Origin of the sequence: Streptomyces sp. NPDC005195 (assembly GCF_040608315.1) — a bacterium.
Taxonomy (GTDB): domain Bacteria; phylum Actinomycetota; class Actinomycetes; order Streptomycetales; family Streptomycetaceae; genus Streptomyces; species Streptomyces kaempferi.
In genome coordinates, this window is sequence record NZ_JBEXHZ010000007.1 from 207,922 (window position 1) to 220,611 (window position 12,690).

Genomic DNA, 12,690 nt, shown 5'->3' on the forward strand with positions numbered 1-12,690 from the left:
GGTCGATCTCGCCTACACTCGGAACCGTGCCACGTGGTGACGGTCGACTCAATCATGATCTGCTCCCCGGCGAGAAAGGCCCCCAGGACGCTTGCGGCGTCTTCGGAGTCTGGGCCCCGGGTGAAGAGGTCGCCAAGCTCACTTACTTCGGGCTCTACGCCCTCCAGCATCGAGGCCAGGAATCCGCGGGTATCGCGGTCAGCAACGGCTCCCAGATCCTCGTCTTCAAGGACATGGGCCTCGTGTCCCAGGTCTTCGACGAGACCTCGCTCGGTTCGCTCCAGGGTCATATCGCGGTCGGTCACGCCCGCTACTCGACCACCGGCGCCTCCGTCTGGGAGAACGCCCAGCCGACGTTCCGTGCCACCGCGCACGGCTCCATCGCGCTCGGCCACAACGGCAACCTGGTCAACACGGCGCAGCTCGCCGAGATGGTCGCCGACCTCCCCAAGCAGAACGGCCGCACCACCCGGGTGGCCGCCACCAACGACACCGACCTGCTCACCGCGCTCCTCGCGGCCCAGGTCGACGACGACGGCAAGCCGCTGACCGTGGAAGAGGCCTCCGCGAAGGTCCTCCCGCAGGTCAAGGGCGCCTTCAGCCTCGTCTTCATGAACGAGCACACCCTGTACGCGGCCCGCGACCCGCAGGGCATCCGCCCGCTGGTCCTCGGCCGGCTGGAGCGCGGCTGGGTGGTCGCCTCCGAGTCCGCCGCCCTCGACATCTGCGGTGCCGCGTACGTCCGCGAGATCGAGCCGGGCGAGTTCGTCGCCATCGACGAGAACGGCCTGCGCACCTCGCGATTCGCAGAAGCGAAGCCCAAGGGCTGCATCTTCGAGTACGTGTACCTGGCCCGGCCCGACACGGACATCGCCGGCCGGAACGTGTATCTGTCCCGTGTCGAGATGGGCCGCAAGCTCGCCAAGGAAGCCCCTGTGGAGGCTGATCTGGTGATAGCGACTCCGGAGTCCGGGACGCCCGCCGCGATCGGTTACGCGGAGGCCAGCGGAATCCCGTTCGGCGCCGGGCTGGTCAAGAACGCGTACGTCGGCCGGACCTTCATCCAGCCCTCGCAGACCATCCGGCAGCTGGGCATCCGCCTGAAACTGAATCCCCTGAAGGAAGTCATCAAGGGGAAGCGGCTGGTCGTCGTCGACGACTCGATCGTCCGCGGCAACACCCAGCGCGCGCTGGTGCGCATGCTCCGCGAGGCCGGCGCGGCCGAGGTCCACATCCGGATCTCCTCGCCGCCCGTGAAGTGGCCCTGCTTCTTCGGCATCGACTTCGCGACCCGCGCCGAGCTGATCGCCAACGGCATGACCGTCGAGGAGATCGGCACCTCCCTCGGCGCCGACTCCCTCTCGTACATCTCTCTCGACGGCATGATCGAGGCCACCACCATCGACAAGCCGAACCTGTGCCGGGCCTGCTTCGACGGCGAGTACCCGATGGAGCTTCCCGACCCCGAACTGCTCGGCAAGCAGCTTCTGGAGACCGAGCTGGCCGCGGGTCCCGCAGCCACGGCCGCGGCTGACGCCATCCGTCGCCCGTAAGTGCCGCAGAGCCCCGTTTCACCAACCCGAAAGATCCCAGGCAATGTCTTCTGTCTCTGATCAGTCACCTCCGGCGACGGGCAGCCCTTCCGGCGCTTCCTACGCGGCCGCCGGCGTCGACATCGAAGCGGGCGACCGCGCCGTGGAGCTGATGAAGGAGTGGGTGAAGAAGACGCGGCGCCCCGAGGTTCTCGGCGGCATCGGCGGCTTCGCCGGTCTCTTCGACGCCTCCGCCCTCAAGCGGTACGAGCGTCCGCTGCTCGCCTCCGCCACGGACGGCGTGGGCACCAAGGTCGACCTGGCCCGGCAGCTCGGCGTGTACGACTCCATCGGTCACGACCTGGTCGCGATGGTCATGGACGACATCGTGGTGTGCGGCGCCGAGCCGCTCTTCATGACCGACTACATCTGTGTCGGCAAGGTCCACCCCGAGCGTGTCGCGGCCATCGTGAAGGGCATCGCCGAGGGCTGTGTCCTCGCGGGCTGCGCCCTGGTGGGCGGCGAGACGGCCGAACACCCGGGTCTGCTGGGTCCGGACGACTTCGACGTCGCGGGCGCCGGCACGGGCGTCGTCGAGGCGGACCGGCTGCTCGGGGCGGATCGTATCCGCACGGGTGACGCGGTGATCGCCATGGCGGCCTCCGGGCTTCACTCGAACGGGTACTCCCTCGTCCGGCACGTCCTCTTCGAGCGGGCGAACCTCAGCCTCGACCAGCACGTCGAGGAGTTCGGCCGTACGCTCGGCGAGGAGCTGCTGGAGCCCACCAAGATCTACTCGCTGGACTGTCTGGCGCTCACCCGGACCACCGAGGTGCACGCCTTCAGTCACATCACCGGCGGCGGGCTCGCGGCGAACCTCGCCCGGGTCGTCCCGGACGGTTTGCACGCGATCGTCGACCGCGAGACCTGGACCCCGGCCCCGGTCTTCGACCTGGTCGGCCGGACCGGTCAGGTCGAGCGGCTGGAGCTGGAGAAGACGCTGAACATGGGCGTGGGCATGATCGCGATCGTCCCGGAGGAATCGGCGGACGCGGCGCTCGCCACCCTCGGGGACCGCGGTGTGGACGCCTGGATCGCCGGTGAGATCACCGAGCGCGGCGAGCACACCACGGGCGCGGCCCTGATCGGCGACTACGCGAGCTGATGGCCCCGGGGCAGCACAGAACCCGGTCCGGCGCTGACGCCCCGGACCGGGTGGAGTGCGGTTGTCCTGAGAATTCTGGTTGTCATGAGAATTCTGCCGACAGAACCCGCCGACGGAGAACCGCCGGCGAAGATCTGTCGGCAGAAGTCCGCCAACAGGAATCTGCTACGAAAGATCGCGGAAACCGCGAGGGACGCTGTTGCGTCAAGCGCCGCGACGTTGGGACTGGGGACCGGATTGGTCGTCCTCGTCCTCATCGTCGTCGTTGTAGAGATCCGCGTACTGGGCGTACGGGTCGTCTTCCTCGTCGTCGTCCTCGAACGGCTCGCCATTCGGCGGCTGGCTCGAAGTCGAAGCGCCCAGCTCATTGGCCAGGCGCGAGAGGTCAGTCCCGCCGCTGCTGTACTTCAGCTGGCGGGCGACCTTCGTCTGCTTGGCCTTTGCCCGGCCGCGCCCCATGGCTCGACCCCCTCGGATACGGGGCTCGGTGGCCCCAGAGTCTTGACACGCGTTCATGATCTGGAACGGGCTCTCCGTGGAGAGACCGGTCCGTAGGGGTTCCACGGTACCTGAGCCCGCGCCCATACGGTACGTCGCCCGCAGGACGCGCCTACGCCCAGAACCCGCGAGGTGCCCTGTCCCCGCTGGTCAACCGCGATTTTAACCTCTTCTTGGCCTACGACCCGCCGACAGGAGTGAGAGTTCTCTCCAAGTCTTCCTTCGGCGGGTCCCTGACAAGCATGAAACGAGCCGGAACGAGGGGTTCCGAATGGCCGCTTCCGTCAGCCGCGGCGACGCGCCTCCGCCATCCGCTGCTCGGCGATCCGGTCGGCCGCGGCGGCCGGCGGAATCCCGTCCTCCTTCGCACGTGCGAATATGGCCAGCGTGGTGTCGAAGATCTTCGAGGCCTTCGCCCTGCACCGGTCGAAGTCGAAACCGTGGAGCTCGTCGGCGACCTGGATGACCCCGCCCGCGTTCACGACGTAGTCGGGCGCGTACAGGATCCCGCGGTCGGCGAGGTCCTTCTCGACGCCCGGGTGCGCGAGCTGGTTGTTGGCGGCGCCGCACACGATCCTCGCCGTGAGGACCGGCACGGAGGCGTCGTTCAGTGCCCCGCCGAGCGCGCAGGGGGCGTAGATGTCCAGCCCCTCCACACGGATCAGCGCCTCGGTGTCGGCGACGGCGGTGACCCCGGCCGGGTGCTTGTCCAGGATCCGCCGCACGGAGTCCGCCCGCACGTCGGTGATGACGACCTCGGCGCCGTCCTGGCGCAGATGGTCCACGAGGTGGTGGCCCACCTTGCCGACGCCCGCGACGCCCACCCTGCGCCCCCGCAGCGTCGGGTCGCCCCACAGGTGCTGGGCGCTCGCCCGCATGCCCTGGAAGACCCCGTAGGCGGTCAGGACCGACGAGTCGCCCGCGCCGCCGTTCTCCGGCGAACGGCCGGTCGTCCAGCGGGACTCCCGGGCCACGACGTCCATGTCGGCGACGTAGGTGCCGACGTCGCAGGCCGTGACGTAACGGCCGCCGAGCGAGGCCACGAACCGGCCGTAGGCCAGCAGCAGCTCCTCGCTCTTGATCTGCTCGGGGTCGCCGATGATGACGGCCTTGCCGCCACCGTGGTCGAGACCGGCCATGGCGTTCTTGTACGACATCCCGCGCGAGAGGTTCAGCGCGTCGGCGACGGCCTCCTCCTCGCTCGCGTACGGGTAGAAACGCGTCCCGCCGAGGGCGGGGCCCAGAGCGGTGGAGTGGATGGCGATGACGGCCTTGAGGCCGCTGGCCCGGTCCTGGCACAGCACGACTTGCTCATGACCCCCCTGGTCCGAGTGGAACAGGGTGTGCAGGACGCCGTCGGTTACGTCGGTCACTGTGGTGACTCCCAGGTAAGTAGCGGCGGTTGACGACGGTGCCCGTGCGGATGGCGGGCTCCCGTGGGCACGAGGGTAGAGCCTGCGCCCGGTCACCATCCGCGCAGTGTTCAGGATCACCTTCTCCCGGAGTACGTTTCCGCACGGCCGTGGGACGATTTGCAGTGTTTTCCCGGTCGCTCGTGTGCCGGCTGAACACGTTCCCGTCCGGGTTTCGTGTTCGGCCCGATGGGGAGGGAGCAGAGGTGCCCAAGGTGTCCTCGGTGGTCGTCCCGTACGCGTCGTATCTGCGCGTCTACGAACCGCTGGCCGCCTTCGCGGAGCCGGAGCGCGGCCACTGGGCGCGCTACGCCCGGCGCGCGGAGCGTCCGTCGTACCAGGACGAACTGCGCCGCTCCCTGGCCGATTTGCTTCCGACGCCGCCGATCCCCGTGCCGGTGCAGGAGAGCGCCGACGCGTTCGTGCTGGACGTCGACGGGGTGCTCTGCGTCTGCCCCTGGCGCACCCGGCTGCGGGGCTGGCAGGCGCTGGGCGAACTGGGCGAGGAACTGCCGGTGCCGGTCCTGGACGCGGTGCTGCCCCCGCTCGTCCGCCGCCAGGCCGCCCTGGACTACGAGCGCTGGCTGGCCCGCAACCCCGACGCCCGCCCCTGGATCCGCAGCTCGACCTGGCAGGTGCCGCTGAACTGGTTCGTGCTCGTCTCCGACGAGGAGCGGGAGTACGAGAAGGGGGCGGGCGGCGACGGAGCGGCGCCGGTGCTGCGGTACCGGACGCCGATGGTGCAGGCGCGCCGGCGGACCGCGCGGGCGCTGAAGACGCTCCGGGACACCCTCGACGAAGGGCCGCTCATCGACGGCCTGGTGGACGTGGGGCGCTGGCTGGAGGAGTTCCACCCGCGCTCGCTGGTCGAGCTGGACTACGGCGGGCTGGTGCACGCCCTGCCGGCCGGGCACCTCGAGGACGATCACTCGGCGGCGGACGTCGCCGAGGGCATCGAGGCGCTGCGCGACGGGGACGGGGCCGCGGCGGGCGAGGCGTACGGGCGGCTCGTGGAGCGCTGGCGCTCGGTCAGGGACCGGCAGTCCTCGAACTGAGGTCCGCCGGGTGGAGCGGGTGGTTCACGTGGGACGGGCGTGTCACGGGGGATGGGCGAGGGCGGGCGGGGCGGGTGCGTCCCGTGGTCAGGTCCGGGACATGTGACGCGTATCTCAGGCGACAGCAACCGAACTGACGTATGGTCCTCGCACGCCGAAGAGGTGCCACTGTAGGACGTAGGTCACGACTACGGGACGTAGGTCCCGATCCGGTCTTTTGCGTCAACGGTGCGTCAAGCGTGACGGATGGCACTTACCTGGCTCTTGCGTCGCTTACCCCTCCCCGTGCCAAAATAGGACAAGGAGTCCGGGGAGGGCTCCTTCTACCCGTGTTTGGGTGGAATCTCCGCATTGCACGCTATGGGGGGTCTGGTGACTCCTGATCGTCCTGTGACTGATCGTCACAGTGTCGTGACTGTCCGCTATGGCATGGTCCATCGGCTTCCGTCGCTGATGAACACCTGGGAGGGCAATTCCATCGGTTTGGCCGACGCGGCTGGACGGATGGTGTAGTTGTAGTGCCGAGGACAAGCCGTTCGTCCTATAACCGACTCGACTCGCGTCCGCCATTTCGGGCAACGCGGGTCAAGGTGCAGAATTTAGAGGAAAGAACCGAGAAGGTTCGGTTCTCCCGAGGAGGCCGCTCATGACCGCTCGCACCCCTGATGCCGAGCCGCTGCTGACCCCCGCTGAGGTCGCCACCATGTTCCGCGTCGACCCCAAGACGGTCACACGGTGGGCGAAGGCCGGCAAGCTCACGTCCATCCGCACGCTCGGCGGGCACCGCCGCTACCGCGAAGCGGAGGTCCGTGCACTGCTCGCGGGCATCCCGCAGCAGCGCAGCGAGGCCTGAACAACTACATAAACGGACAATCCGGCAGCTCCCCCAACCCGCCGGAACGTCTGAACCACAGCTTCAAGCGATGCGGGTCCTGCCCCAACAGGGCTCACGCCCGACCCAGTTCCACTTATGACAAGGGTGCGTCGTCGATCGCGCTGGACTCCGCCGGGTCCAGCGCGATTTTTTTGTGCCCTGCCGGGCCCTGCGGAGCCCTGACGCCGCTCCGCCCGCGCTCCACCGAGGCCTCGGGCGCGCCCCTTTGACGCTTCGCCCGTGCGCCGGGCGGTCGCGGGAGTGGGCGGCGCGGAGGGTCTGTGAGCGGCCTTGTGGGAGTCTGGGGAGGGCTGTCGGATCTCCTGTGGGAGTCCTCGACAGGTGGTGCAATGGCACATATTAAATTGACTAGTTGTAGGTGGGGTGTAAGTTTCGCTGTTCTGAAAACTTATGCGGTGACACCCGTCACATGCCAGAGTCCTTGTCGCTCACGACCCCCCTGCGCTAAAGGAGTTCGGAGCGAGGTGTATTCCCGGCGCGCCGGCTCACGCCTTGGAAGGACTCTCGTCCTCGGCCGCCGTCTCGTCCTCCTCGCCGTGCGGAGCGGGTTCCATGGCCAGCCTCAGGAGTTGGTGGCAGATCGGGCAGTGCCGCGTCAGATGGCGGTACCCGGAAGCGGCCGCCAGGTGGGCGCGGAGCAGGGCACGCGTCTCGTGCCGGGCCGATGCCGCCATGGGCCACCTCCAGAGGGTCGAGAGCTCTGGTTTCTGGGGTACCCGGGGAATGTGGCGTCGTCAAGACGCGGGAGCCCGGGGGCGGGGGCGGAGCGGGACGCGCGAGAGGGCGGGAGTGCCGGGTACGCGTCCCGTGCCGGGCGCGTGAGGATGTCGGACGCACGAGAGCCCGGGTCCGAAGACCCGGGCTCTCGTATCTACTGCGGTCCTGACGGGATTTGAACCCGCGGCCTCCACCTTGACAGGGTGGCGAGCACTCCAAGCTGCTCCACAGGACCAGATTTCGCAGTCACTTTCGTGCGCTGTGCTGCGAGAACAGACTGTACAGGAGGGTGAGCTCAGGGTCGAACTCACCCACCGTACGGGCGTCGTTACGGTGCCACGGCGTCGATCGCCTTCACGATGCGCTTGTCGGAGACGGGGTACGCCGTACCGAGCGCGTGGGCGAAATAGCTGACCCGGAGCTCCTCGAGCATCCAGCGGATGTCCAGGACCTGCTGCGGTACCGGACGGCCCTGCGGCATCTGCTCCAGGAGCCAGGCGTACTCGTCCTGCATCTCGTGGACCTTCGCCATCCGGGTGGTGTCCCGTTGGACGCTGGTCGGCATCTGCTGCAGCCGGCGGTCCGCGGCCACCAGGTAGCGCATGAGGTCGGCCAGCCGCCGCAGACCGGTCGCCGTCACGAAGCCGGGCTTCACGAGGGCGTCGAGCTGGTTGCGTACGTCCGTGAGGTTCGCCAGCAGCACGGGGCTCCTGGCGTCCTTCAGGCGGCGCTCACAGGCCTGCCAGGCGGCCAGCACCTGCTGCACCTGTCCGACCGTACGCACCGTCGTGTCGACGATCTCGGCGCGCACCCGGTCGTACAGCTTGCGGTACGACTCCTCGTCCCACGCCGGGCCCCCGAAGTCGCCGATCAGCTTGTCCGCCGCCGCCGTCGCGCAGTCGTCGAAGAGGGCCTGCACGGTGCCGTGCGGATTGGCGGACAGGGCGAGCTTCTGGGCGTTCGTCAGCTTGTCCGAGGCGAACTTGCCCGGGTTCACCGGGATGTTCCGCAGGATCAGCCGCCGGGTGCCCCTCCACATGGCCTGCGCCTGCTCGGCCTCGGTGTCGAAGAGGCGTACGGAGACCGTGTCGCCGTCGTCCACCAGGGCCGGGTAGGCCTTGACCGGCTGACCCGCCCGGCGCGTCTCGAAGACGCGCGCCAGCGAGCCGATCGTCCAGTCCGTGAGGCCCGTGCGCTCCAGGGACTCGCCGCCCTCGCGCTCCGCCGTCGCCGCCGCGGCCTGCGAGATCGCCTGGCGGGCCTTCGGCTTCAGCTGGAGCCGCAGCGCCTGGAGGTCCTTGTCCTCGGCGAGGTTGCGGCGCCGCTCGTCGACGATCCGGAAAGTGATCTTCAGGTGGTCGGGGACCCGGGACCAGTCGAAGTCGTCGGCGGTGAGCGTGACACCGACCATCCGCTTCAGCTCGCGGGCCATCGTCGTCGTCAGCGGCTCCTGGAGGGGGACCGCACGGTCGAGGAAGGCTCGCGCGACGTTCGGGGCCGGCACGTAGTGGCGGCGGATGGGCTTGGGGAGGGAGCGGATCAGTTCCGTCACGACGTCCTCCCGCAGACCCGGGATCTGCCAGTCGAAGCCCTCGTCCGTCACCTGGTTCAGGACGTGCAGCGGGATGTGGACCGTCACACCGTCCGCGTCCGCGCCCGGCTCGAACTGGTACGTCACGCGGAACGTGAGACGCCCCTGACGCCACGAGTCGGGGTAGTCGTCCTTGGTGACGGCCCCCGCCTTCTCGTTGATGAGCATCGAACGCTCGAAGTCGAGCAGCTCGGGCTCGTCGTGGCGCTTGTGCTTCCACCAGGAGTCGAAGTGCGCCCCGGACACGACGTGTTCCGGCACCCGCTGGTCGTAGAAGTCGAAGAGCGTCTCGTCGTCGACCAGGATGTCCCGGCGCCGGGCGCGGTGCTCCAGCTCCTCCACCTCGGTCAGCAGCCGGCGGTTGTCGGCGAAGAACTTGTGGTGCGTGCGCCAGTCGCCCTCCACGAGGGCGTTGCGGAGGAAGAGTTCGCGGGACGTCTCGGGGTCGATCCGCCCGTAGTTGACCTTCCGCTGGGCGACGATCGGCACGCCGTAGAGCGTCACCTTCTCGTACGCCATCACGGCCGCCTGGTCCTTCTCCCAGTGCGGTTCGCTGTACGTCCGCTTGAGGAGGTGTCCGGCCAGCGGTTCGACCCACTCGGGCTCGATCTTCGCGTTGACCCGCGCCCAGAGGCGGGAGGTCTCCACCAGCTCCGCCGACATCACGAAGCGCGGGGGCTTCTTGAAGAGCGCCGAACCGGGGAAGATCGCGAACTTGGCGCTGCGGGCGCCCAGGTACTCGTTCTTGCCGGTGCCGCGCCCGCTCTCGCCGCCGGTCTCCTTCACGTCCTTCATGCCGACGTGGGAGAGCAGGCCGGCCAGGAGCGAGACATGGACGCTCTGGGCGGGCGCGTCGTCCTCGCTCGGGTGGATGCCCATCTGCTTGGCCACCGTGCGCAGCTGGCTGTAGATGTCCTGCCACTCGCGGATGCGCAGGAAGTTCAGGAACTCCTGCTTGCACATGCGGCGGAAGGCGGAGGAGCCCCGCTCCTTCTGCTGCTCGCGGACGTACCGCCACAGGTTCAGGAACGCGAGGAAGTCGCTGGTCTCGTCCCTGAAGCGGGCGTGCTGCTGGTCGGCCTGCGTCTGCTTGTCGGAGGGGCGCTCGCGCGGGTCCTGGATGGACAGCGCCGCGGCGATGACCATCACCTCACGCGCGCAGCCGTTCTTGTCGGCCTCCAGCACCATCCGGGCCAGCCGGGGGTCGACGGGGAGCTGGGCGAGCTTGCGGCCGGTGTCCGTGAGCCGCTTGCGTACGTCCTTCTCCGTCGGGTCCAGCGCGTTCAGCTCCTGGAGGAGCTGGACGCCGTCGCGGATGTTGCGGTGGTCCGGCGGGTCGATGAAGGGGAACTTCTCGATGTCGCCGAGGCCGGCCGCGGTCATCTGGAGGATGACGCTCGCCAGGTTCGTACGGAGGATCTCCGCGTCCGTGAACTCCGGGCGGGAGACGAAGTCGTCCTCGGAGTACAGACGGATGCAGATGCCGTCGGACGTACGGCCGCAGCGGCCCTTGCGCTGGTTGGCGCTGGCCTGCGAGACGGGTTCGATCGGGAGACGCTGGACCTTGGTGCGGTGGCTGTAGCGGGAGATGCGGGCGGTGCCCGGGTCGATGACGAACTTGATGCCCGGCACGGTGAGCGAGGTCTCCGCGACGTTCGTCGCCAGCACGATCCTGCGACCGGTGTGGGCCTGGAAGACGCGGTGCTGCTCGGCGTGCGAGAGGCGGGCGTAGAGAGGGAGGACCTCGGTGAAGCGGTAGTTCTTCTTCGTGAGCGCGTCCGCCGTGTCGCGGATCTCGCGCTCGCCGGAGAGGAAGACGAGGATGTCGCCCTTGCCCTCGGCCTGCAGCTCCTCCACGGCGTCGGTGATCGCGGTGATCTGGTCGCGGTCCGCGTCGTCGCCCTCCTCCTCCAGGAGCGGGCGGTAGCGGACCTCCACGGGGTAGGTGCGGCCGCTGACCTCGACGATCGGGGCGTCGCCGAAGTGCCGGGAGAAGCGTTCGGGGTCGATGGTCGCGGAGGTGATGACGACCTTGAGGTCCGGGCGCTTGGGGAGCAGCTGGGCGAGGTAGCCCAGCAGGAAGTCGATGTTCAGGGACCGCTCGTGGGCCTCGTCGATGATGATCGTGTCGTAGGCGCGCAGCTCGCGGTCGGTCTGGATCTCGGCGAGCAGGATGCCGTCCGTCATGAGCTTGAGGAAGGTGCCGTCCGGGTTGACCTGGTCGGTGAAGCGGACCTTCCAGCCGACGGCCTCGCCCAGCGGGGTGTCCAGCTCTTCCGCGACGCGTTCGGCCACCGTACGGGCGGCGATGCGGCGGGGCTGCGTGTGGCCGATCATGCCGCGGACGCCGCGGCCGAGTTCGAGGCAGATCTTGGGGATCTGGGTGGTCTTGCCGGAGCCGGTCTCACCGGCGACGATCACGACCTGGTGGTCGCGTATGGCGTCGGCGATGTCCGATTTCTTCTGGCTGACCGGGAGCTGCTCGGGGTACGTGACGGCGGGCACGCGGGCGCGGCGCTCGGCCATGCGGGCCTCGGCCGTGGTGACCTCCGCCTCGATCTCGGCGAGCACGGCGGTCCGGGCCTCGGGCTTGCGGATCCGGCGCGCGCCCTCGAGCCTGCGACCGAGCCGGTGCGCGTCGCGCAGGGACAGCTCGGCCAGGCGGGGGGCGAGATCGCCGAGGGCGGGGGCAGGGTGCGTAGACATACGCGGTCCAGGATCTCACCTCGCCCAAATTCCTGGCGAACGGTTTTGGGTGGGTCGGGGCCGTGCCGGTGTGTCGAGGCCGTCGCCACCGGATCGGACGTGGGCCGGGCATGCGAACTCTTGCTCGATCCGAACGTGGGCGACGGCCTGCGACACACCGGCACGGCTCCTTCCGTGGCACGGCCCCTGCGGGTGCGTGGAGGTGCCTGGGGATGGTGGGGGCCGGGTGTGGGGTGCGGGTGCCGGGAGTTCCCTTGTGGCTGGGGGTGGTTATGGATTTCTGGGGGGTGTCGCGGGGGGTGGCGTCGGAGGGTTCGGGTCCCGGCGGGAAGGGTCCGACTGGGCCATCGCCTGGGCGGTGTTGGAGACGGCCTTGATGCCCAGGTACGCCGTGGTCATGCTGCTGACGGCGGTGAAGGCCGCGGTGAGGACGCCGATGATCACGGACTTGTCGCCGCCGAGGCGCCAGACTCCGAAGATCGCCACGCCGGCGATCGCCAGATTGCTCAGGAGGACTGCCTGGAGTCCGTAGCGGGCGCGATACCGCTCCAGGTCGAGTTCGCGCACCGGCGCCTGCCGTCTGGCCGCGGTCTGCGGCTTCGGCTCGCCCTTGAGTAACACCATGGGTTCCCTATCCCCAGGACACCGTGTCCTGCACGGTGCATGCCAAGTTCAGGGGTGAACCATACGATGAAGGGCCCCGTCCGATGGACGGGGCCCTTCATGTGGTGGCTGGGGCCGGGGTCGAACCGGCGACCTATCGCTTTTCAGGCGATCGCTCGTACCAACTGAGCTACCCAGCCACGAGGTTTCCTGGGAAACCTCAGCGGTCCTGACGGGATTTGAACCCGCGGCCTCCACCTTGACAGGGTGGCGAGCACTCCAAACTGCTCCACAGGACCAAGCTTTGTGTGCGACGCGTGAACAGTGTCGCACACGGTGTTGCGTACCCCCAACGGGATTCGAACCCGTGCTACCGCCTTGAAAGGGCGGCGTCCTAGGCCGCTAGACGATGAGGGCGAGAACAGCCAATACCGCTCTGCTTCGTCTTCGCGTTCCCAGAGGGGACGTGAGAAGCATGTGACTTCGCTTCCCCCCGAGGGGTTCCGCTTCTCCTCC

9 protein-coding genes and 4 tRNA genes are annotated in these 12,690 nt (G+C 68.7%); 4 read left to right on the top strand and 9 right to left on the bottom strand.

Going from position 1 to position 12,690, the window contains the following annotated elements:
- Window positions 1-26 precede the first annotated feature (26 nt).
- Window positions 27-1,553 carry an amidophosphoribosyltransferase gene (gene purF, locus ABZV34_RS11525; protein WP_356273626.1) on the top strand — a complete coding sequence of 509 codons (1,527 nt, stop codon included), beginning with the start codon at window positions 27-29 and terminating at the stop codon, window positions 1,551-1,553.
- Between the two features lie 43 nt (window positions 1,554-1,596).
- Window positions 1,597-2,697, top strand: coding sequence for a phosphoribosylformylglycinamidine cyclo-ligase (purM, locus tag ABZV34_RS11530; RefSeq protein ID WP_356273628.1), 1,101 nt, complete (start codon window positions 1,597-1,599; stop codon window positions 2,695-2,697).
- A 204-nt stretch (window positions 2,698-2,901) separates the two neighbouring features.
- On the opposite strand, the gene ABZV34_RS11535 is transcribed toward purM, so the two are convergent.
- Window positions 2,902-3,156, bottom strand: coding sequence for a DUF3073 domain-containing protein (locus ABZV34_RS11535; RefSeq protein ID WP_037615441.1), 255 nt, complete (start codon window positions 3,154-3,156; stop codon window positions 2,902-2,904).
- Between the two features lie 323 nt (window positions 3,157-3,479).
- Complete coding sequence (locus tag ABZV34_RS11540) at window positions 3,480-4,568, bottom strand: Glu/Leu/Phe/Val dehydrogenase dimerization domain-containing protein (RefSeq protein ID WP_356273630.1); 1,089 nt, start codon at window positions 4,566-4,568, stop codon at window positions 3,480-3,482.
- A 245-nt stretch (window positions 4,569-4,813) separates the two neighbouring features.
- Here ABZV34_RS11540 and ABZV34_RS11545 point away from each other — a divergent pair, with 245 nt between their 5' ends.
- Together ABZV34_RS11545 and bldC are read left to right on the top strand one after the other, a co-directional pair.
- On the top strand, window positions 4,814-5,662 hold the full coding sequence (locus ABZV34_RS11545; RefSeq protein ID WP_356273632.1) for a hypothetical protein: 849 nt from the start codon (window positions 4,814-4,816) through the stop codon (window positions 5,660-5,662).
- Window positions 5,663-6,308: 646 nt separating this feature from the next.
- Complete coding sequence (bldC, locus tag ABZV34_RS11550; protein WP_003949541.1) at window positions 6,309-6,515, top strand: developmental transcriptional regulator BldC; 207 nt, start codon at window positions 6,309-6,311, stop codon at window positions 6,513-6,515.
- A 527-nt stretch (window positions 6,516-7,042) separates the two neighbouring features.
- Here the strand turns inward: bldC and ABZV34_RS11555 are convergent.
- The 7 genes from ABZV34_RS11555 to ABZV34_RS11585 all read right to left on the bottom strand — a co-directional run bounded on the left by ABZV34_RS11555 (window position 7,043) and on the right by ABZV34_RS11585 (window position 12,591).
- Complete coding sequence (locus tag ABZV34_RS11555; RefSeq protein WP_356273634.1) at window positions 7,043-7,231, bottom strand: DUF6274 family protein; 189 nt, start codon at window positions 7,229-7,231, stop codon at window positions 7,043-7,045.
- A 203-nt stretch (window positions 7,232-7,434) separates the two neighbouring features.
- A tRNA-Asp gene (locus ABZV34_RS11560) sits at window positions 7,435-7,509 on the bottom strand.
- A gap of 93 nt (window positions 7,510-7,602) precedes the next feature.
- On the bottom strand, window positions 7,603-11,571 hold the full coding sequence (gene hrpA, locus ABZV34_RS11565) for an ATP-dependent RNA helicase HrpA (RefSeq protein WP_356273636.1): 3,969 nt from the start codon (window positions 11,569-11,571) through the stop codon (window positions 7,603-7,605).
- 270 nt (window positions 11,572-11,841) lie between these two features.
- Window positions 11,842-12,195 carry a hypothetical protein gene (locus ABZV34_RS11570; RefSeq protein ID WP_356273638.1) on the bottom strand — a complete coding sequence of 118 codons (354 nt, stop codon included), beginning with the start codon at window positions 12,193-12,195 and terminating at the stop codon, window positions 11,842-11,844.
- A gap of 102 nt (window positions 12,196-12,297) precedes the next feature.
- Window positions 12,298-12,374 (bottom strand) — tRNA-Phe (locus ABZV34_RS11575).
- Window positions 12,375-12,398: 24 nt separating this feature from the next.
- Window positions 12,399-12,473: transfer RNA gene (locus ABZV34_RS11580), tRNA-Asp, on the bottom strand.
- Window positions 12,474-12,518: 45 nt separating this feature from the next.
- A tRNA-Glu gene (locus ABZV34_RS11585) sits at window positions 12,519-12,591 on the bottom strand.
- Between the last annotated feature and the right edge of the window lie 99 nt (window positions 12,592-12,690).